The sequence below is a fragment of the Streptomyces sp. SL06 genome, from assembly GCF_058244745.1.
This window is the reverse complement of sequence record NZ_JBSYOT010000002.1, coordinates 6,148,342-6,167,333: the sequence shown is the minus strand read 5'-3', so window position 1 is coordinate 6,167,333 and position 18,992 is coordinate 6,148,342. Positions and strand designations below refer to the sequence as shown.

Below are 18,992 nucleotides of genomic sequence, written 5' to 3'. Positions count from 1 at the left end.
ACGCCCGGTCAGCCCAGGTTCGGGATGGTCCAGTCGATCGGCTCGTGACCCTGGCGCGCGACCGCCTCGTTGATCTGCGTGAACGGCCGGGACCCGAAGAACTTCTTCGCCGACAGCGGCGAGGGGTGCGCGCCCTTGACCACCACGTGCCGTGTCTCGTCGATCAGCGGCAGCTTCTTCTGCGCGTAGTTGCCCCACAGCACGAACACCGCCGGGTCGGGCCGGCGGGCCACCGCGCGGATCACCGCGTCGGTGAACAGCTCCCAGCCGCGGGACTTGTGCGAATTCGCCTCACCGGCCCGGACCGTGAGCACCGCGTTGAGCAACAGGACGCCCTGCTCGGCCCAGGGCATCAGATAGCCGTTGTCCGGGATCGGGGTGCCCAGCTCCGCGTGCATCTCCTTGTAGATGTTCCGCAGGGAGGGCGGGACCTTCACACCCGGCCGGACCGAGAAGCACAGCCCGTGCCCCTGCCCCTCGCCGTGGTACGGGTCCTGCCCGAGGACCAGCACCTTCACCCGGTCGTACGGCGTGGCATCGAGCGCGGCGAAGACCTCCTCGCGCGGGGGATAGACAGGGCCCTGCGCCCGCTCCTCCTCGACGAACTCCATCAGCTCCTTGAAATAGGGCTCCTGCAGTTCGCCCCCCAGCACCTCGTGCCAGGACTCGGGCAGCATGGCGATGTCGGTCACGTCGACTTCCTTACACTGTGCGGTCGCTTCCGGTGCTGAAGAACCTACCGGCGACCACTGACAATCGACGCGCCTACCAACTGGTCTTGCGGCGGAGCTGCCACATCATCATGATCGTCGAGGGGTCCATGGCCTGCTCCGCACCCGAGATGTCCGTGTGGGCGGCCACGTACTGCTTGCCCTGCCACAGCGGCAGCAGCCGTGCGTCGTCCACCAGGATCTGCTGCGCCCGCTCGAACTCCTCCTCCACCTTGCCGCGGTCGCTCTCCCGGCGCGAGCGCGGCAGCAGATCGCCGGTGATCTCCGGGGCCGGGTAGGGGGTGCCGAGCGCGTTCTGCTCGCCCACGAAGGGGGCGATGAAGTTCTCCGCGTCCGGGAAGTCGGGCGACCAGCCGCGTCCGAAGACCGGGTACTCGCCCTTCTGGTAGCCCGTGACGTACGTCTTCCAGGGGCGGCTCTTCAGGGTGACCGTGAACAGGCCCGAGGCGTCGAGCTGGCGCTTGATCTCGTCGAACTCCCGCGCCGTCTCGGAGCCGTAGCGGTCGGTCGTGTACCAGAGGGTGAGCGGGACGGGGGTGGCGATGCCGGCGTCGGTGAGCATCCCGCGGGCCTTGGCGATGCTGGGGTCGCCGTAGTTGTCGAAGAAGCCCGTGGTGTGACCGGTCAGGCCCTTGGGGACCATCGAGTACAGGGGGTCGACGGTGTCCCGGTAGATCCTGTGGGCGATCACGGCCCGGTCGAGCACCTGGGCGACGGCCCGGCGTACTTCCCTGCGGCCCGCCCATCTGTCCCGGGGATTGAAGACGAGGTAGCTGATCTCCGTACCACTGCCCTCGACCAGTTGCAGGTGGGTGTCCTTGCCGTCCTTGCCGCCGGCCTTGCCTGCCCCGCTCTGCAGCGTGATGACGTTGTCGGCCGCGAGGCCTCGGTAGGTGACCTGGATCCCGCCGTCGCGCAGCGACTTCACCATGCCGGCGGAGTCCTTGAAGTAGCGGATGGTCACCGCGTTGTTGCGGCGGTCGGCGAGGCCCTTGTAGCGGTCGTTGCGGACCAGGTCGGCCCGCTCGCCGTCCTCGTACGACCGGAGCGTGTACGGGCCGGAGCCCACGGCCCTGCCGTCCTCGCGCAGGGCGTCCTTCGGGTAGCCGCCGGGGTCGACGATCGACATCGCGGGTGTGGCGAGCACGAACGGGAAGGTGGCGTCGGGCTTGTTGAGGTGGAAGACGACCTCGCGCCCGCTGGGCGCCTGGACCCGTTCGAGGCTGCCCAGCAGGCCGGCGGGACCGCCGTTGACGTTGATGTCCTTGATCCGGTCGATCGAGTACTTGACCGCTCGGGCGTCCAGCCGGCGCCCGTTGGAGAAGGTCAGGCCCTCGCGCAGCTCGCAGCGGTACACCTGGTTCGAGGAGTCGGTGAACGCGCACGTCTCGGCGGCGTCGGGCTGAGGCGTGGTCGCACCGTTGGGGTAACCGAGCAGCGTCTGGTAGACGTTGCGGAACAGCTCCCAGGAGCCGTCCCAGGAGGCCGCCGGGTCCAGCGTGCTGGGAGCGCTGGTCGTTCCCACGGCGATCGGCCCCTCGTCCTTGGAGCCGTCGGGCGACAGAACGCCGCATCCGGCGACCAGCGACGACATGGACACGATGGCCGCCACCCGCCGCAGGCCTCGGTTCCCGTTTAACACACGCACGCTCCTCGATCCGCCGTCCCGGGATCGGCAGACCATACCGCAGCGCCACGCCACCTGAACCCCCCTTCTGAGCAGGGGTTTTGATCATTTCAGGATGACTACGTTGTCATCTTCGCGGTGCTCCCGGAGCACGGACACGGGCGCCGTTCTCGTCGACGGCGCCCGTGTCCGGGATCTGTTCTCAGGGTCGGTGGTGGCCGGATTCAGGCCACGCCGGCGTTGAGGAAGATGCCGCCGTCGACCACGAGCGTCTGACCGGTGACCCAGTCGGACTGCTCCGAGGTGAGGAACGCGGCGGCACCGCCGATGTCGGAGGGCACGCCGAGGCGGCCCAGCGGATAGCCCGCGGCGGCCTCCTCCTCGCGCCCCTCGTACAGGGCGGCGGCGAACTTGGTCTTCACGACGGCCGGGGCGATCGCGTTGACCCGCACCCCGGGCGCGAACTCGTGCGCGAGCTGCGCGGTGAGGTTGATCAGCGCGGCCTTGCTGACGCCGTACGCGGCGATGAAGGGCGAGGGGGACAGGCCCGCCACGGAGGCAATGTTGACGATCGCGCCGCCGTTGTCCTTCTGCCAGGCGTGCCAGGTGCGCTGGGCGAAGCCGAGCGCCGAGATCACGTTGGTCTCGAAGACCTTCCGCGCCACGTTCAGGTCGAGGTCGGCGATCGGCCCGAACACCGGGTTGGTACCGGCGTTGTTGACCAGGAAGTCGACGCGGCCGAAGGCCTCCATCACCCGCTCGACGGCGACGGCCTGGTGGGTTTCGTCGTGCGCCTTGCCCGCGACGCCGATGACCCGGTCGGGGCCGAGCCTTTCGACGGCCTCCTTCAGGGCGTCCTCGTTGCGGCCGGTGATGCAGACCCGGTCGCCGCGCGCGACGAGCGCCTCGGCGACTCCGTAGCCGATGCCGCGGCTGGCGCCCGTGACGAGCGCGACCTTGCCGGAGAGTTCAGTCATGTCCGCGTTCCCTAGTCGAGCGGTCCGCCGGCCACGTACAGCACCTGGCCGGATACGAAGCCGGCCGCCTCGCCGGTGAAGAAGGCGATGGCGTTGGCGATGTCGTCGGGCTCGCCGACGCGCGCGACCGGGATCTGGGTGGCGGCGGCCGCCTTGAAGTCGTCGAAGCCCATGCCGACGCGGTCGGCGGTGGCCTTGGTCATCTCGGTGGCGATGAAGCCGGGGGCGACGGCGTTGGCGGTGACGCCGAACTTGCCCAGTTCCTTGGCGAGGGTCTTGGTGAAGCCCTGCAGACCGGCCTTGGCGGCGGAGTAGTTGACCTGCCCGCGGTTGCCGAGCGCGGAGGAGGAGGACAGATTGACGATCCGTCCGAAGCCGGCGTCCACCATGTGCTTCTGACAGGCCTTCGACATCAGGAAGGCGCCGCGCAGATGCACGTTCATGACGGTGTCCCAGTCGGAGACGCTCATCTTGAACAGCAGGTTGTCGCGCAGCACGCCCGCGTTGTTGACCAGGATCGTCGGCGCGCCCAGCTCCTCGGTGATCCGCGCGACGGCCGCCTCGACCTGCGCCTCGTCGGAGACGTTGCAGCCGACCGCGAGCGCCCTGCCGCCGGCCGCGGTGATCTTCTCCACGGTGTCCTTGCAGGCGGCCTCGTCGAGGTCGATGACGGCGACGGCGCGGCCCTCGGCGGCCAGTCGTACGGCGGTGGCGGCACCGATGCCGCGCGCGGCTCCGGTGACGACGGCGACCCGCTGCTCAGTGGTGGACATTCCTGCTTCTCCTCGTCCTGGGGATGCGGCCCGTGCGGAGCGTGCACTCGAAAGTGAGCGACCGCTTAGTACCTTCCGCAGACGTGACGCTAGAAGCCCTGGCACCCGGTGTCAACGGGACACCGGGCCGGTGTGATCCATTACCCGGGTTCCCCGCCGCGGCGCCGCGGCGGGGAACCCGATCGGCCCAACGCCGCGGGCCGTCGCGCCGCGCTCCCGGCCCTGTCGTCGGATTCCCGTCCCTCGCCCGGCGGGCGGGCCCGGCGGCGTCCGGTGCGGGCGCTCGCGGGGCGCCGGAGCACTCTCGTGGCGGGAGCCGGTGGGTGGGCGAGGTGTCTCCCCGGACAGGCGGGAATGTGCCGACAGGGCCTAGCGTCGAAGCGCGAGCCATTCGTGGCCGGAGAGGAGGCGTCCATGCGCCGTCGTACCGGTGCCGCGGGCATAGCCGTCGCGATCGCCGCGATCGTGCCGCTGACCGGCCCCGCACACGCCAAGGACCTGGACTGCCGGGACCTCACCCACCGGGAAGGCGCCCAGGCCGTGTCCCACAGCGATCCGCGCGGGCCCGGCCGGCTCGGCGGGGACCGGGGGACGGACGACGGCCCGCCCCCCGTGGCGCTGCCACGGCGGGCCCAGCTCCCGACGATCTCCGCGACCTCCCGGCCGCTGCCCACCCCCACCGCGCCGGCCCCGGCGCCCGCCACTCCCGCCCCGGTCACCGCCGCACCGACACTCGGCACGCGGGGCGGACTGGGCGGCACCTCGGACACCGGACCGAGCGGCCGCGACCTGGCCATCGGGCTGGGCTGCGTGACCGGCGCGGCGTTCGCCGCGGGTTACGTCGTACGACGCCGCCGCTCCTGAAGCGGACCGGCACCGCCCCTACCGCACCAGCAGGTCGAGGAGGCGTTCCGTCTCGGTCGCCGGGTCGGTCGTGAGGCCGGTGTGGACCGGGCCCGGCTGTACGACGGTCGAGCGGGGGGCGATCAGCCAGCGGAAGCGGCGGCCGGGGTCGTCGTGGGCCGCCTGGCCCGCCGCGTCCCCACCGGCGCACACACCCTCGACGGCACGCAGCGCGGCCCGCACGCCGGGCAGGTCCACGTGCGGGTCGAGGGCCAGCAGTCTGCCCTCGTCGAGGTGGGTGCGGGCACCGACGTAGGACTTGGCGCGGCAGTACACGAGCACCCCGGCGTTGACGCACTCCCCGCGCTCGACGCGGGGCACGACGCGCACCAGCGCGTACTCGAAGACGTGACGGTCGCTCACCGCTCCCCCTTCACACGTTCGTGGATCGTCGCGGCCCGCGCGAGCAGCGGCCGGGCATAGGCGCGCCGCAGGTCGTCGGGTGCGTCGAAGCCGGGTTCGTCGAGCAGCCAGGTCTCCGGGATCTCGGCGGTGACCTCGGCGAGGAGTTCCTCGGTGACCAGGGGCGCGAGCGCGGCGGCGGCCGAGGCGATGTCCGGCGCGAAGCGGGCGAGGGCGTGGTCGGCGGCGGCGTAGGGGCGGGCGGCCGAGGCCTCGGCGCCGGGCCAGTTGTGGTGCCAGATCATGGTCGCGCCGTGGTCGATGAGCCATGTCTCGCCACGCCACCGCAGTAGGTTGGGGTTGCGCCACGACCGGTCGACGTTGTTCACCAGCGCGTCGAACCAGACGATCCGCCCGGCCTCCTCGGGGCTCACCTCGAAGGCCAGCGGGTCGAAGCCCAGCGCGCCGGAGAGGAAGTCCATGCCGAGGTTCGTGCCGCCGCTCGACTTGAGCAGTTCCTGCACCTGCTGGTCGGGTTCGCCGAGCCCGAGGACCGGATCGAGGTCCACCGTCACCAGCCGCGGCACCCGGAAGCCCAGCCGGCGGGCGAGTTCACCGCAGACCACCTCGGCGACGAGCGTCTTGCGGCCCTGTCCCGCGCCGGTGAACTTCAGGACGTACGTCCCGAGGTCGTCGGCCTCGATCAGTCCCGGCAGCGAGCCGCCCTCGCGCAACGGGGTGATGTAGCAGGTCGCGCTGACGTCCTTGAGCATCGCCCCAGGTTACCGGCGTGGTGAGGGTGGGCGGTGCCCGGCCGACAGCGAATCGACAGCCGTGTTTTACGCCCGCCCGACCGCCGACGGGGAAGCATCTCGGCACGGTCTGAACAGCACGTACCACGGGGCCGTACCTCTCGGCAGATCATCATCGCGTCCACCCCGGAAGGGAACCCCAGCATGACCAGCGCATCGTTTCACCCCGCGACCGGACCGGCCCGTCGTACCGTCGTGGCGGCGGCCGGAGCGGCGGGGCTCACCGTCGTGCTGGCCGCGTGCTCGAACTCGGACGACGACGCGTCCGGCGACGCCGGCACCGCCCCCGCGTCCCCCGCGTCCCCCTCGTCCGACGGGGAAGGCGACGGCGGTACGGGAAGCGGCGAGGACACCGGGGCCGCGCTCGCGGCGACCGCCGACATCCCCGAGGGCGGCGGGACGGTCTTCGCCGACCAGAAGGTGGTGGTCACCCAGCCCGAGGCGGGCGAGTTCAAGGCGTTCTCCGCCACCTGCACCCACCAGGGCTGCGCGGTGAAGAGCGTGACCGACGGGGTCATCAACTGCCCCTGTCACAACAGCAACTTCTCGATCACCGACGGCAGTGTGCAGAGCGGTCCGGCCCTCAAACCGCTGCCCGCCGTGGAGATCACGGTCAGCGGAGACTCGATCCAGCTGGTCGGATGACCGTGGCCGTCACTCAGCGCCGGGGCCGGAAGATCATGATGACGCCCGGTGAACTGGACACGTTCCTCAGCACCCAGCGCACCTGCCGGGTGGCGACCGTCTCGGCCGCCGGCGCACCGCATGTGAGCACACTCTGGTTCGTCTGGGACGGTTCCTCGATGTGGCTGTACTCGGTCGTGCGCAGCCGTCGCTGGACGGATCTGCGACACGATGCGCGGGTGGCGATCGTGGTCGACACCGGCGAGGAGTACGACGAGTTGCGGGGCGCGGAGCTGTCCGGCCGGGTGGAGTTCGTGGGCGAGGCGCCCCGCACCGGCGAGCTGTGCGCCGAACTCGACTTCCCGGAGACGCTGTTCGCCCGCAAGAACTTCGGCATGGAGGAGATGCCGCACGACGGCCGGCACGCCTGGCTGCGGCTGACACCGGAGAAGGTCGTCTCCTGGGACTTCCGCAAACTGGCGTCGCGCTAGCCGGCTCACCCCGGCTGCCCCACCTCCCGCGCCGCCGCCCGCAGCGCCCCGACCGCCGCCCGGATCGACGGGCGGCGGTCGGCGTCCGCGCGCCAGACGACGTACACGTGCCGGCGCACCCGCTGCTTCAGCGGCACGGCGACGACTCCGGCGGGCATCGGATGGCGGCCGAGCAGCGGGGCGATGCACACGCCGAGCCCGGCGGCGGCCAGGCCGAGCTGGGTGTGGGTCTCGGCGGCGCGGTGGCCGATGATCGGCTCGATGCCCTTGGAACGCAGGGTGAACATCAGCCACTCGTGGCAGAACTCGCCCTCGCCCCACGTGATCCACTCGTCCTCGGCGAACTCGGTGAGGTCCACCTCGTCCCGGCCCGCGAGCCGGTGGCCGACCGGCATCGCCACATCGGCGGGATCGTCCAGGAGCGGTGCCTTGACGAGGCCGTCGGGCAGCGGCATCGGCTTGTTGTACCAGTCGAGCACGACGGCCAGGTCGCCCTCGCCGCGCACCACGCCGCTGATGCCGCGTTCCGGCTCCAGCTCGCAGGAGCGGACGCGCAGCGCGGGGTGTTCGGCGCGCAGGGCGGCCAGCGCGGTGGGGAACAGCCCCCGGGCGGCCGTCGGGAACGCCGACAGCCTCAGCTCGCCCGCCACCTGCCCGCGCTGCGCCTCCAGGTCGGCCTGGGCCAGCTCGACCTGGGAGAGGATGCGGGCCGCGTGCTCGGCGAGCAGCCGGCCCGCGTCCGTGAGCCGTACGCCCCGGCCGTTCTTGGCGAGCAGTTGCCGGCCGGTCTCGCGCTCCAGTTTGGCCATCTGCTGGGAGACGGCCGAGGTGGTGATGTGCAGGCCGACGGCGGCGCCGCTGACCGATCCGTGCCGGGCGAGGGCGTCGAGGGTACGCAGGCGCTCCAGATTCAACATGTAAGCGATGCTACGAGATACCGAGTGCGAATTCTCGATTGTGCTACGAGGACGGCTGCACCATCGTTGCCCGCATGAGCAGCAGTGTCACGTCCGCCCCCGCACCCCGCCGCGTCTTCGACTGGCGCCTGCGCTTCGGGCTCCTCTCCCTGGTCTGGGGTTTCAGCTTCCTCTTCATGAAAGTGGGCACCGAGAGCTTCGCCCCCTTCCAGGTCACGCTCGGGCGGCTGGTGTTCGGCACGGCGGTGGTGCCGTGGCGATGATGGTGAAGCGGGAGCGGCTGCCGCGCGGGGCGCGGACGTGGGTACATCTGACGGTCGCCGGGCTGCTGCTCAACGCGCTGCCGTTCTCCCTGTTCGCCTACTCGGAGCTGACGATCCCGTCGTCCCTGGCGGGCATCTGCAACGCGACCTCGCCACTGTGGGGCATGGCCCTGTCGCTGGTCGCCCTCTCCGAGGACCGGCCGACACGGCGCCGGGTGGCGGGCCTCGGCATCGGCTTCCTTGGGGTCCTGACGGTGCTGGGCGTCTGGCAGGGCTTCAACGGCCTGGACGTCACGGGCACGGCGCTGGCCCTGCTGGCCTCGCTCAGCTATCCGGTCGGCTGGATCCACGTCCGCCGCACTCTGGCCGGCTCCAGCCACTCCGCCCTCTCCCTGACCGGCGCCCAGCTGGGTCTGGCCACGCTGCAACTGGCCGTCGTGACACCTCTGTTCACCTCGATGCCGAGCAGCTTCCCGGTGCTCCCCCTGCTGGCGATCGCGGCCCTGGGCGTCCTCGGTACCGGGCTCGCCTTCCTGGTCCAGTACAACCTGGTCTCCGAGATCGGCCCGACGACGGCCCAGATGGTCACCTACTTCGTCCCGGTCGTCGCCACGGCCGCGGGAGTCGCCCTCCTCGGCGAGTCGCTGTCCTGGTCGACGCCGGTCGGCGCGGTGATCGTCCTGGCCGGCGCGGCACTGACCCGGTCAGGCCCCCGGACCGTCCCGGACGGCGCCGTACGGGAGCCGGGGCACCGGACCCGGGTGCGGCAGGAGGCGGGGGCGAGGAGCTAGGACGGTTCCCGACCCGCGGCCCGGCCGGGCGGCGGGTGCGAGCGCGCGCCCGCTCGGCGTGCGCCCCGCCGGCCCGCACCGGAAAGCGGTGACGTGGCCGGCAAAGGGGACGCCGACGACCCACCGCCTCAGACGTGACTCCGCGGCGGCCCCGCCCCCGGCCCCACCGCCGCCGCGACCGCCGCCGCCAGGTGGCCGGTCTCGTCCGCCGTCAGTGTCGACACGGTGATCCGGATGCCGGGCGGAGCGCTCACCCGGAAGCGGGCGCCGGGGGCCACCGCCCAGCCGGCGTGCAGCAGCCGGGCGACGGCACCGGTCTCGTCGGGCACCGGAACCCACACGTTCAGGCCGCTGAGTCCGCGCGCGGTGATCCCGCGTTCCGCGAGGGCGCCGAGGAGCGCGTCCCGGCGCCGGCCGTACGCCGCCGCCACCGCGTGCGTGTCCACCGCGCCGTCCGCCCACAGCCGGACCACGGCCCGCTGGGTGACGCGGCTGACCCAGCCGGGGCCCAGCCGCTGCCGCCCGCGCACCCGGTCCAGCGTGATGGTGTCCCCGGTGAGGACGGCCAGGCGCAGGTCGGGGCCGTGGGCCTTGGCGACCGAGCGGACGAAGGCCCAGCTGTGCGTCGTACCGGCGAGGGGGTGGAGCGGCAGGTCCACGATGCGGTGGCCGTGGTCGTCCTCGATCAGCAGCGTCTGCGGAAATTCCCGCAGCACGGAGCGGAGAGCACGCGCGCGCGTGGCGCTCACCGCGGCGCCGGTCGGGTTCTGCGCGCGGTCCGTGACGACCAGGGCGCGGGCACCGGCCGCGAGCACCCGGCGCACGTCGTCGGGCAGCGGTCCCTCGTCGTCGACGCCGACGGCGACCGTGCGCAGGCCGAGCGCCGGAACGAGGTCGAGGAGGCTGCCCCAGCCCGGGTCCTCGACGGCGACGGCGTCGCCCGGTCTGAGGTGGGCCGCGAGCACCCGTTCCATGGCGTCGAGCGAGCCGGACGTGACGGCCACGGGCCCGTCCGGCACCCCGTCCGCGTCCAGTTCGCCCCGGGCGAGGCGCGCGAGTTCCGGCTCCACGGGCGCGTGCCCGTACAACACCGGCTCCCGGTCGCCCTGTTCGGCCGCCGCGGCGAACACCGGGCCCAGCGCGGGCAGCAGGGCCGGGTCCGGATTGCCGTCGGACAGGTCGCGCACGCCGAGCGGCACCTCGACGCGGATGAACTCGCGCCCGGTGGTGGCCGGTTTCGCGCGCACCCGGCTGCCGCGGCGTCCGGCGGTCTCGATGACCCCGCGCTCCCGCAGGGTGCGGTAGGCGGCGGCGACGGTGTTCGGGTTCACCCCGAGCCGCTGCGCCAGCTCCCGCATCGGCGGCAACGGCTGTCCCGGCTCCAGCTCTCCCGAGCCCACCGCACGCTCGACGCTCGCGGAAATCTCCGCTGCTCCCCGCCCTGTGATCCGATACTCTCCTAGCACAAAGCCAATTATGCACTAGCGCAATGGAGGGCACCATGCCGGGGACCCCACGGACGCCGTCGCGGGCCGCGACCGCCTATCCGCCCACCGACCGCACCGTCCCCACCCGCTCCCCCGACCGGGCCTCGTACGACAAGGAGCTGGTGCACTCGATACTCGACGAGGGCTGCGTCTGCCATCTCGGCTTCGTCCGCGACGGCGCCCCGGTGGTACTGCCGACGCTCTACGGCCGGGTCGGCGAGCGGCTCTACGTGCACGGCTCGACGGGCTCGCGCCCGCTGCGGATGACCGGCGCGGCCGACCCGGGGCTGCCGGTGTGCCTGACGGTGACGCTCGTGGACGCGCTGGTGCTGGCCCGCTCCGCCTTCCACCACTCGCTCAACTACCGCTCGGTGGTGGTGCACGGCACCGCGTACGAGGTGACGGACCCGCGGGAGCGGCGCACGGCCCTGGACGCCCTGGTCGACCACGTCGTCCCCGCCGCTCCCACGACTGCCGGCCGGCCAACCGCAAGGAACTGGCCGCCACCGCCGTGATCCGCCTCGACCTGGACGAGGTCTCCGCCAAGCTCCGCACCGGCGGCGTGAACGACGAGCCGGAGGACCTCGCCCTCCCCCACTGGGCCGGCCTCGTCCCCCTGCGCAAGGGGTACGAGGCCCCGGTCGCCGCCCCGGACCTGGACTCCGGCACCGGTCTTCCCGACTACCTCGCGGCCCTGTGATGCTGATCCACCCCTGGGACGCGCCCCGGGACGACACCGAGTGGCGGCGTTGGCTCGCCGGGCACGACTTCGGCCAGCTCGCCGTCAACGGCCCGCCCGGCGAGCCGCCCCACGTCCAGCCCCTCCACTTCGCCTACGACGCCGGCCGCGGCGAGTACGGCGAGGCGGTCACGCACCTGGCGCGGCCCAACCCGCTGTGGCCCGCCCTGGAGGCGGACCCCGTGGTCCTGCTGAGCGTGGTCGACGACTACGTCTACGTCCCCGGCCCCTGGCAGGCCGCCCCGGACGACCCGCCCGAGCACGGCGTGCCGACCAGCCTCTACGCGGCCGTCCAGCTCCGCTGCCGGGCCCGTGTCGTGGACGACCCGGCCGAGAAGGCCGCCCTGCTCAACCGCCAGGTCGGCCACTTCCAGCCGGAGGGCGGCTCCGCGCGGGCCGGGGCCGGCCAGGCGCCGTACGGCAGGCTGCTGTCCGGCATCCGCGGGCTGCGCCTTGAGGTGACCGGCGTACGGGCGAAGTTCAAGTACGCGGGCAAACGCCCCGGTGAGGTCCGGGAGCGGATCGCGGCCGGGCTGGCCGAGCGGGGCGGTCCGCGCGACGCCGCGGCGCGGGAGCATCTGTCGCGCCGCGGTGGGGCCTGAGCGAGGACACCCCGGGCCGGGCAGGGGCCCCTCCCCACGAGAGGCCCCGGCCGTCACACCGGCAGCGGTCGTGTCCGCGCCGCCCGGGTCTCCGCCAGCGCGAGCCCCGCGACCGAGCCGAGCATCAGCAGCGTGCCGGCCAGGGTCGCCGCCGTGAGGTGCTCCCCGAGCAGCAGGACGGCGAGTGCCGCCGCGCCGACCGGCTCCAGGAGCATGATCACCGAGACGGTGGCGGACCGGACGACGGCCGCGCCGGCGAAGTAGAGCCCGTAGGCGAGGGCGGTGGGGACCGCAGCGACATACGCCAGGAGCCACAGGAGCCGGAGCGGTTCGGCGGTGCGCGGCACCAGTCCCTCGGCCAGGGCGAGCGGCAGCAGGCACAGGCTGGTGACGGCGAACGCCCCGACGGACGTACCGGCGGCGTCCACCCCGCCGTCGCGTCCCCACCAGCGGGTGAGCAGCGTCATCAGCGAGTACCCGGCCGCCGACAGCAGCGCGAGGAGCACGCCCGCCGGGCGGACGGTCGTACTCCCTCCGCCCAGGACGAGCACCGCGAGCCCGGCGAGCGCCCCGGCCACGGCCGCCGCCCCGCCCCTGCCGAGGCGCTCCCCGAGGGCGAGGCGCGCGCCGAGCGCGATCAGCACCGGACCGGCGCCGAGGGTGACGACGGTGGCCACGGCGAGCCCGGTGGACCGCACCGCGGCGAAGTAGGCGGTCTGGAACACCGCGAGGCCGAGGCCGGTGACGAGCGCACGCCGTGCCCTGCCGGCGAACGGCGCACGCACGGCCCCGGGCACGCGCGGGCGCAGCGGTCGGACGGCGAGCAGCAGGACAAGGCCGGCCGCGCAGCGCCAGAACGACAGCGCGAGGGGGCCGATGTCGCTGGCCCGGTAGACCAGCGAGGCGGCGGCACCGGCGGTGCCCCAGGCGAGGCCGGCGACGGTCAGACAGAGGAGGCCACGCCCGACGGGCAGGCCGGAGACGGCATTCGACACGAGTTCTCTCCGCAGACGCGCACGAAGCGCGGAAGGTCGGAGCGGCCCCGGAACGGCCGGGGGCGCGGGGACTGCTTCTGCGGGCAGCACCGTCCGGCCCGGCGACGGCGCGCCGGGCTCGCCACAGGGCCCGCCTTCAGGCGGCCGGGGGCGGAAGGACGAGTGTGTCGGAATGCATGATCGGCACCCTAGGTCGCCGTTCCCCGGCCGGACAACTCCCTTTCGGGCCTCCCGCTCGCCACCGGGTCCGCGGCACCCTTCGCGGGCGTCGAGGACTGCGCGATGAAGGCGCCGGCCAGGACGACGACGCCGCCGACGATCTGCGGGGCGGAGAGGTGCTCGCCGAGCAGCACCCATGCCAGGACGGTCGCGATGACCGCTTCGAGGCACGCCACGACGCCCGCGACCTGGGGCGACAGACGGCGCACGGCGACCACGCCGGTGACGTAGGCGAGCACCGTGGCGATGAGCACGATCCAGGCGAGCAGCAGGGCGGCGGCGACCGGAGTGCCGTCCATGGGCGCGGTGCGGGCGAGGACGGACCAGTCCATCGACCAGGGGCGGGCGACGACGGTCAGCACGGCGGCCCCGACGACGAGGCCGTAGGCGATGACGCCGAGCGGGTCGGGTGCCTCCTGCCCGGCGTCGCCGCCCTGGTCGGACAGGACGAAGTAGCCGACCTGGCAGCAGGCGGCACCGAGGGCGAGCAGCAGTCCGAGGGCGTCGAAGCCGAGCCCGGACCAGACCTCCACCACGCAGGCGAGTCCGCCGACGGCGAGGACCACGCCGAGCGCCGCGGCCCGCGTCACCGGCCGCCGTTGCACGAACCGCACCCAGCCGAGGACCAGGGCGGGCGCCAGGTACTCGACGAGCAGCGCGACGCCGACGGGGATGCGGGAGATCGCGGCGAAGTAGCAGGCCTGCACACCGGCCACGGCGAGCAGTCCGAACCCGGCGAGCAGCCCCGGGCGGCGGCGCACGAGCGCGCGGTGGCGCACGGCGAGCGGCAGCATCACCAGGGCCGCGCCTGCCACGCGCAGCCAGACCACGTGCAGCGGGTCGAGTCCCGCCTCGATCAACGGCTTGGCCGCGACCCCGGAGCCTCCGAAGGCGACCGCTGAGACGAGTGCCAGGCCGAGTCCGGCGCCCTTGCCGCGACCGCCGCGAGTGCTGTCAGTCGTATGCACCGGCACATGATGACAGGGCACGACATGACCGTCACCCCCAATGGCACCTGTCTCACCGGCTGGACGTTCCGGGGCACCGCCGTCCCGCCGTTCGGTTCAGGGCGTCGGCTCGAAGTGGCTCTCCACCCGGGCGAGCACGGCGCGCGGCTCGACGGCGGCGCGGGCGAGAACCTCGACGGCCCGCGCCTGCGGGTGCGCGACCAGGGCGGCGAGCAGGTCGGCCCCGCAGGCCTGTGCGGCCCCGCGCCGCGCGGCGCGTGCGCAGGCGTCCTCCACGACGGAGGCGGCCAGCGGCGAGAAACCCGCGGCATCGCTCACGGCGGGTACGGACCCGGAGTCCTCGACAGTGCCCTGCCAGCGCAGGCCGTAGCCGATGCTGCGCTGCACTAGATAGCCGAGCAGCCGGGCGATCCGGGGCCCCTCCCCGAGAAGGGCGCGGGCCTCGGCGTCGCACTCCAGGAGGGAGTGCAGCAGATGGGCGGTGTCGATCTGCCGGTCCCCGTCCCGTACCGCCCTGCGGCGGGCGCCGGAGACCGCCGCTGCCAGTTCGGCGCTGAACCGGGCATCGAGGTCGACGCCGTCCGGGCGCCGGGCGTCCTGCTCGCCGGCCGACTGCCGGGGGATACGGGGTTGCACATCTCCCAGCTCATCAGTCCCACGCGACCGGGTCATCCCCGAAGGGGAGCATTTCGCCATCCCACGGCGAGTGGAGCCGCCCGGCCGGAATCTCCTCCTTGCGGATGAGATCAAGCCGTTTCGCCCTGGCGGAGGCGCGCCGCCTTGCCGCGGGGACGCGAGAGTGCCCCGCGGAGCGATCCGCGGGGCACTCGTCACATGGGTGGTACGCCGTCAGTCCTCGTCGGCGAGGATCAGGTACAGCTTCTTGCGGGCGTCGCCGATGACGGTGAGCGCCTTCTCCCGCTGTTCCTTGCTGCCGGTCTTCCAGACCTGGCCGAACGCCTCCATCAGGCCGAACCCGGCCTGCCGGATGTCGTTCAGAGCCTCCCAGTCGACGCCTCGCGAGGCCTCTTCCCAGGGTGCTTCCGGGCCTTCCTCGGCCGCGGTGCGGCCCGCCTCGGTGAGCGCGAAGAGCTTCTTGCCGCCCTCGCTCTCACTGGCGATCAGGCCCTCGTCCTCCAGCAGTTGGAGGGTGGGGTACACCGAACCGGGGCTGGGCTTCCACGCCCCGCCGCTGCGCTCGGCGATCTCCTGGATCATCTCGTAGCCGTGCATCGGCCGGTCCTTGAGCAGGGCCAGGATCGACGCCCGTACGTCGCCGCGCCGCGCCCTTCCCCTGGGTCCGCCGCGCCCTCGGCCGCCCCAGGGCCCTCCGTGACCGAATCCCGGCCCGAAGGGACCACCGGGACCGCCGGGACCACCCGGCCCGAAGGACCCGAAGGCCGCACGCCGACCATCGAACCCGCCACGCCCGAAGGGGCCGCCGCCGCTCTCTCCGCGGCCGTTTCCACCATGTCCACGCTCGTATCCGTGGGTACGCATCGCAATCACTCCATTCAGTCGTTGATCTGTCGCGATGCCTCAACGATATATCGGAAAGTATCGGCTGGCAAGTCCTTGGGGAGGACGGCTGTGACCTGCGGACCGGTACTGCAACGCTCGGTCCCGGTGCGCCGACCTCACGCCCGCTTACCACTTCCGTGCCGAGGCCGACTCGTGGGGGCTCCACGACATGCTCGGCAACGTCTGGGGCTGGTGCTGGGACGTCTACGGCGCCGAGGTCCACGGCGCCTGCCGAGTGCTCCGCGGCGGTGGTCGGTTCGATGAGCACTGGAGTTGCCGGGCCTCCCCGCGGGGTCGGTCTGGCGATAGCGTGATCCTCATGACGGCTGAAGACGAGGCGCTGTCCGGCGGCATGGCGAACGCGGAGGCGGTCTTCCGCCGGGGGGAGTTGGTGGAGCGACCGGCACCGCGCAACGCACGCGCCCTGCATGCCTACCTCCTCGCACTGAAGGAGCACGGCTTCGACGCGGCACCGGCCCCTGTCGATGTCACCGCGGAGGGCCGTGAGCAACTGACTTTCATCCCTGGAGACGTGGCTCTGCCGCCGTTCCCGGACTGGGCGATGACGAGTTCCGCCCTTGCATCGGTGGGGAGCCTGCTGCAGCGTCTGCATGAGACCAGCGCGGCCGTCGCAGTGGACACCCGTGCCGAGTGGCCCCCGGACCTCGCCGACCCGGAAGGGGGAACGATGTTGTGCCACAACGATGTGTGCCCGGAGAACGTCGTCTTCCGCGACGGTCGTGCCGCGGCCCTGATCGATTTCGACTTGGCGGCCCCGGGCCGTGCCCTCTGGGACATCGCCATGACCGCCCGCTATTGGGTGCCCATGCTTGATCCCGAGTCCGCGGCCGCTCTCTGTCCCAACGGGCTGGACGCGACCGCACGGCTGCGGATTCTTGCCGACAGCTACGGCCTCCCGGCGGGGGACCGCGCCGAGTTGCCCGGCGTCGTCGAGCAGGCCACGGAGACCTGCCGAGCCTTCGTCGCCCGCCGCGTGGCGAACGGAGACCCCGTCTATCTCCAGGCGTGGGCCGAGCGTGGTGGATGGGAACGCTGGGACCGCATGCAGACCTGGCTGGTGGACCACCGCCAGACGTTCACAGCTGCCCTGCTGAACTGACCGAGGACGGACTCACAAAGCATCGCCTTGCGTTGGCGGTATGCCTTCCGACGACCGGCCGCGTCCTTCGGGCAGGGAGGCCGGGGATGCACCGTCGTCCCGTCGTACGGACCCGTCCAATGCTCAGGCGACAGGAATCAAGGAGCGGATCAGGTCACCCGCGGTGACGTACTTCTCGCCCTCGCGATTGTGGACGTGGGGTTCTCCGAGGGTGAAACCGCCCGCGGTGTCGAGTTCGGTCATGTCCTGGTCGGTGAGGGCGAGATCGAGGGATCGCAGGTTGCTGGAGAGCGCCTGTGCGGTGGGTGCGGAGGTGATGGGGACCAGCGCGGTGGGCGAGCGGTGGGCGCGGTGGAGGACCCATGCGAGTCCGACCTGGGCGGGGGTGGCGCCGTGCCGTTCGGCGACCTTGGCGACCGCGTCGCGCACGGCGAAGTCGGCCGGGGTGGGCCGGTTGTTGGCGGACCAGTGCAGCAGGCGGGCCTCGTTGCCACCGGTGCCGGGGTGGGTGCCGGTGATGAAGCCGCTGGAGAGGGGCGACCAGGCGCCGAAGCCGATGCCGAGGGCTTCGGCCATGGGGATGATCTCGCGCTCGGCTCCACGCTCGGCGACCCCGTACTCGGAGGTGATCGCCGCGATGGGTGCCCAGCCGTGCTGCTCCGCGATCGCCTGCCCGCGCGAGACGCGCCAGGCGGGGAAGTTGCCCAGGCCCCCGTAGCGGATCTTGCCCACCCGTACGAGGTCGTCAAGACCGCGCAGGATCTCCTCCATGGGAGTGACGGCGTCGTGGGCGTGGAGCCAGTAGAGATCGACGTACTCGGTCTTCAGCCGCCGCAGGGTGCCGTCGATGGCGGCCATCATCGCCTTGCGGCTGTTGCCGACCCGGGCGTGGCCCTCGGTGCGGGTGGAGCCGACGGAGTACTTGGAGGCGATGACGAAGTCCTCACGGTCCCTGCCGATCAGTTCACCCACGAGCCGTTCGGACTCGCCGCCCTGGTAGCCCTCGGCGGTGTCGATGAAGTTGCCGCCGGCCTGGACATAGGTCTCGAACACGGCGCGGGCGTCGCTTCCCTCGCCGGGGCGGCTCAGCCCGCTGATGCCCTCGTGGGTGCCCAGCAGGCCGGTGCCCAGGGCGAGTTCGGAGACGCGAAGGCCGTTGTTGCGGCCGAAAGTGCGGTATTTCACGGGGTCTTCTCCTGTACGGGAAAGGTCGTGCCGTTTCCGTTGGTCGCGACGATCGCGCCTGTGCCGCGTTGCCGCATGCCGGGCGGGACGCCGCAGATGCCGCGGCCCCCCTGGCGTGCCGCGACGACCGTGCCGACACCGCGCGCCGCTCCGCCGACCGGCGCGATGCGGCTCTCGATGCGCCCGGTCACGCCACACCCGTCGAGGTGTAGAGCACTTCGGCCGCTCGCCGGGTGCGGTAAAGATCCAGGTAGGTTTCGGAGATCGCCTCAGGTGTGCTGGCCGGTCCTTCCTGGCCAATCCATGTCGCGATCGCGACATGCGCGGCGTACACGCCGGAGTCGCGCAGAGCCGCGTTCAGGTTCAGCACCCAGTTGCGCAGCGCACCCGAAGCGGCGGCGATGTTCGCGAACGGCGGGTGGATCACCGGTCCCGATGAAGCGCCGGTGCTGACGAGGATCGTGCCGCTGCCCCGGGCGAGCATGTCGGGCAACACCTGCTGCACGGCCGTCACGCCACCGAACAGATACACATCCAGCTCGGGAAGCAGCGCTTCCACGCTCAGGTCGGTGGCACCGACCGCCGACGGGCTGCTGGGAGCCGGGGAGTACTCCAGGACCTCGATCGGACCGAGGCGGCCCTTGATCGCATCGAACGCCTTCACCAGGGCGTCCTGGTCCGTGACGTCCGCCACGAACCCGTGCGCCTGGAGCCCTTCGTGGGACAGCTCGCTCTCCAGCCTCTCCAGCGTCTGCCGGGTGCGGCCGACCAGAGCGATGTCGAAGCCCTCGGCACCGAAGCGCCGGGCTATCGCCTTGCCCAGCCCCGGACCGGCTCCCACGATCACAGCCGTACTCATAGCATCTCCTCAGTAGTCGATACACCTACATCGTGTAGGACTCTAA

At 72.4% G+C, this 18,992-nt stretch carries 19 protein-coding genes and 3 pseudogenes; 7 read left to right on the top strand and 15 right to left on the bottom strand.

Going from position 1 to position 18,992, the window contains the following annotated elements; all coding sequences use genetic code 11:
• Positions 1-8: 8 nt before the first annotated feature.
• The 4 genes from ung to fabG all read right to left on the bottom strand — a co-directional run bounded on the left by ung (position 9) and on the right by fabG (position 4,108).
• On the bottom strand, positions 9-692 hold the full coding sequence (ung, locus tag AC4IHM_RS28325; protein ID WP_490869794.1) for a uracil-DNA glycosylase: 684 nt from the start codon (positions 690-692) through the stop codon (positions 9-11).
• 73 nt (positions 693-765) lie between these two features.
• The gene (locus AC4IHM_RS28320; protein WP_490869793.1) at positions 766-2,373 is read right to left on the bottom strand and encodes an ABC transporter substrate-binding protein; all 1,608 of its coding nucleotides are present in this window, start codon (positions 2,371-2,373) and stop codon (positions 766-768) included.
• 209 nt (positions 2,374-2,582) lie between these two features.
• Positions 2,583-3,335, bottom strand: coding sequence for an SDR family oxidoreductase (locus AC4IHM_RS28315; protein ID WP_490869792.1), 753 nt, complete (start codon positions 3,333-3,335; stop codon positions 2,583-2,585).
• 11 nt (positions 3,336-3,346) lie between these two features.
• Positions 3,347-4,108 (bottom strand): 3-oxoacyl-ACP reductase FabG, encoded by a 762-nt coding sequence (fabG, locus tag AC4IHM_RS28310; protein WP_490869791.1) that lies wholly within the window; start codon positions 4,106-4,108, stop codon positions 3,347-3,349.
• Between the two features lie 414 nt (positions 4,109-4,522).
• On the opposite strand from fabG, the gene AC4IHM_RS28305 reads away from it, so the two are divergent.
• Positions 4,523-4,972 (top strand): excalibur calcium-binding protein, encoded by a 450-nt coding sequence (locus AC4IHM_RS28305; RefSeq protein ID WP_490869790.1) that lies wholly within the window; start codon positions 4,523-4,525, stop codon positions 4,970-4,972.
• Positions 4,973-4,990: 18 nt separating this feature from the next.
• On the opposite strand, the gene AC4IHM_RS28300 is transcribed toward AC4IHM_RS28305, so the two are convergent.
• Together AC4IHM_RS28300 and AC4IHM_RS28295 are read right to left on the bottom strand one after the other, a co-directional pair.
• Positions 4,991-5,374, bottom strand: coding sequence for a DUF3037 domain-containing protein (locus AC4IHM_RS28300; protein WP_490869789.1), 384 nt, complete (start codon positions 5,372-5,374; stop codon positions 4,991-4,993).
• The gene (locus AC4IHM_RS28295) at positions 5,371-6,126 is read right to left on the bottom strand and encodes a HipA family kinase (RefSeq protein WP_490869788.1); all 756 of its coding nucleotides are present in this window, start codon (positions 6,124-6,126) and stop codon (positions 5,371-5,373) included. The genes AC4IHM_RS28300 and AC4IHM_RS28295 overlap by 4 nt, the downstream gene beginning before the upstream one ends.
• A 183-nt stretch (positions 6,127-6,309) precedes the next feature.
• Here AC4IHM_RS28295 and AC4IHM_RS28290 point away from each other — a divergent pair, with 183 nt between their 5' ends.
• Both AC4IHM_RS28290 and AC4IHM_RS28285 read left to right on the top strand, forming a co-directional pair.
• Positions 6,310-6,810: a Rieske (2Fe-2S) protein gene (locus tag AC4IHM_RS28290; RefSeq protein WP_490869787.1), complete on the top strand. Its 501-nt coding sequence runs from the start codon at positions 6,310-6,312 to the stop codon at positions 6,808-6,810.
• Positions 6,811-6,812: 2 nt separating this feature from the next.
• Positions 6,813-7,280, top strand: coding sequence for a pyridoxamine 5'-phosphate oxidase family protein (locus AC4IHM_RS28285; protein WP_490870965.1), 468 nt, complete (start codon positions 6,813-6,815; stop codon positions 7,278-7,280).
• A gap of 5 nt (positions 7,281-7,285) precedes the next feature.
• On the opposite strand, the gene AC4IHM_RS28280 is transcribed toward AC4IHM_RS28285, so the two are convergent.
• The gene (locus AC4IHM_RS28280) at positions 7,286-8,197 is read right to left on the bottom strand and encodes a LysR family transcriptional regulator (RefSeq protein WP_490869786.1); all 912 of its coding nucleotides are present in this window, start codon (positions 8,195-8,197) and stop codon (positions 7,286-7,288) included.
• A 74-nt stretch (positions 8,198-8,271) separates the two neighbouring features.
• Between AC4IHM_RS28280 and AC4IHM_RS28275 the strand changes: the two are divergent.
• A pseudogene (locus AC4IHM_RS28275) lies at positions 8,272-9,251 on the top strand (DMT family transporter).
• Between the two features lie 128 nt (positions 9,252-9,379).
• Here AC4IHM_RS28275 and AC4IHM_RS28270 read toward each other — a convergent pair.
• Positions 9,380-10,717 (bottom strand): aminotransferase class I/II-fold pyridoxal phosphate-dependent enzyme, encoded by a 1,338-nt coding sequence (locus AC4IHM_RS28270; RefSeq protein ID WP_490869785.1) that lies wholly within the window; start codon positions 10,715-10,717, stop codon positions 9,380-9,382.
• A gap of 35 nt (positions 10,718-10,752) precedes the next feature.
• Here AC4IHM_RS28270 and AC4IHM_RS28265 point away from each other — a divergent pair.
• Together AC4IHM_RS28265 and AC4IHM_RS28260 are read left to right on the top strand one after the other, a co-directional pair.
• Positions 10,753-11,438: pseudogene (locus AC4IHM_RS28265) on the top strand (pyridoxamine 5'-phosphate oxidase family protein).
• The gene (locus AC4IHM_RS28260; protein ID WP_490870964.1) at positions 11,438-12,079 is read left to right on the top strand and encodes an FMN-binding negative transcriptional regulator; all 642 of its coding nucleotides are present in this window, start codon (positions 11,438-11,440) and stop codon (positions 12,077-12,079) included. Before AC4IHM_RS28265 ends, AC4IHM_RS28260 begins: the two are co-directional and overlap by 1 nt.
• Before the next feature lie 53 nt (positions 12,080-12,132).
• Here AC4IHM_RS28260 and AC4IHM_RS28255 read toward each other — a convergent pair whose 3' ends face one another.
• From AC4IHM_RS28255 to AC4IHM_RS28240, 4 genes are all read right to left on the bottom strand, one after another.
• Positions 12,133-13,074, bottom strand: a complete 942-nt coding sequence (locus tag AC4IHM_RS28255; RefSeq protein WP_490869784.1) for a DMT family transporter — start codon at positions 13,072-13,074, stop codon at positions 12,133-12,135.
• A 188-nt stretch (positions 13,075-13,262) separates the two neighbouring features.
• Entirely contained in the window at positions 13,263-14,267 is a 1,005-nt protein-coding gene (locus AC4IHM_RS28250; protein ID WP_490870963.1) for an EamA family transporter, read from the bottom strand.
• A 90-nt stretch (positions 14,268-14,357) separates the two neighbouring features.
• Positions 14,358-14,897, bottom strand: coding sequence for a Clp protease N-terminal domain-containing protein (locus AC4IHM_RS28245; protein WP_490869783.1), 540 nt, complete (start codon positions 14,895-14,897; stop codon positions 14,358-14,360).
• A gap of 213 nt (positions 14,898-15,110) precedes the next feature.
• Positions 15,111-15,761: a PadR family transcriptional regulator gene (locus AC4IHM_RS28240; protein ID WP_490869782.1), complete on the bottom strand. Its 651-nt coding sequence runs from the start codon at positions 15,759-15,761 to the stop codon at positions 15,111-15,113.
• Positions 15,762-15,888: 127 nt separating this feature from the next.
• On the opposite strand from AC4IHM_RS28240, the pseudogene AC4IHM_RS28235 reads away from it, so the two are divergent.
• Positions 15,889-16,902, top strand: a pseudogene (locus tag AC4IHM_RS28235) (aminoglycoside phosphotransferase family protein); the annotation flags it as partial.
• Positions 16,903-17,025: 123 nt separating this feature from the next.
• Here the strand turns inward: AC4IHM_RS28235 and AC4IHM_RS28230 are convergent.
• Genes AC4IHM_RS28230 through AC4IHM_RS28220 form a run of 3 tightly spaced genes read right to left on the bottom strand, consistent with a single transcriptional unit; the run spans position 17,026 to position 18,928 of the window.
• Positions 17,026-18,087, bottom strand: coding sequence for an aldo/keto reductase (locus AC4IHM_RS28230; RefSeq protein ID WP_490869781.1), 1,062 nt, complete (start codon positions 18,085-18,087; stop codon positions 17,026-17,028).
• Complete coding sequence (locus AC4IHM_RS28225; RefSeq protein ID WP_490869780.1) at positions 18,084-18,278, bottom strand: hypothetical protein; 195 nt, start codon at positions 18,276-18,278, stop codon at positions 18,084-18,086. The genes AC4IHM_RS28230 and AC4IHM_RS28225 overlap by 4 nt, the downstream gene beginning before the upstream one ends.
• Complete coding sequence (locus tag AC4IHM_RS28220; RefSeq protein ID WP_490869779.1) at positions 18,275-18,928, bottom strand: SDR family NAD(P)-dependent oxidoreductase; 654 nt, start codon at positions 18,926-18,928, stop codon at positions 18,275-18,277. Before AC4IHM_RS28220 ends, AC4IHM_RS28225 begins: the two co-directional genes overlap by 4 nt.
• Positions 18,929-18,992: the final 64 nt, after the last annotated feature.

Excerpts from the sequence above, each read along its gene's own strand:
- AC4IHM_RS28295 (WP_490869788.1), bottom strand. The coding sequence starts at position 6,126 with ATGCTCAAGGACGTCAGCGCGACCTGCTACATCACCCCGTTGCGCGAG.
- AC4IHM_RS28260 (WP_490870964.1), top strand. The coding sequence starts at position 11,438 with ATGCTGATCCACCCCTGGGACGCGCCCCGGGACGACACCGAGTGGCGG.
- fabG (WP_490869791.1), bottom strand. The coding sequence starts at position 4,108 with ATGTCCACCACTGAGCAGCGGGTCGCCGTCGTCACCGGAGCCGCGCGC.
- AC4IHM_RS28290 (WP_490869787.1), top strand. The coding sequence starts at position 6,310 with ATGACCAGCGCATCGTTTCACCCCGCGACCGGACCGGCCCGTCGTACC.
- AC4IHM_RS28305 (WP_490869790.1), top strand. The coding sequence starts at position 4,523 with ATGCGCCGTCGTACCGGTGCCGCGGGCATAGCCGTCGCGATCGCCGCG.
- AC4IHM_RS28240 (WP_490869782.1), bottom strand. The coding sequence starts at position 15,761 with ATGCGTACCCACGGATACGAGCGTGGACATGGTGGAAACGGCCGCGGA.
- AC4IHM_RS28315 (WP_490869792.1), bottom strand. The coding sequence starts at position 3,335 with ATGACTGAACTCTCCGGCAAGGTCGCGCTCGTCACGGGCGCCAGCCGC.
- AC4IHM_RS28280 (WP_490869786.1), bottom strand. The coding sequence starts at position 8,197 with ATGTTGAATCTGGAGCGCCTGCGTACCCTCGACGCCCTCGCCCGGCAC.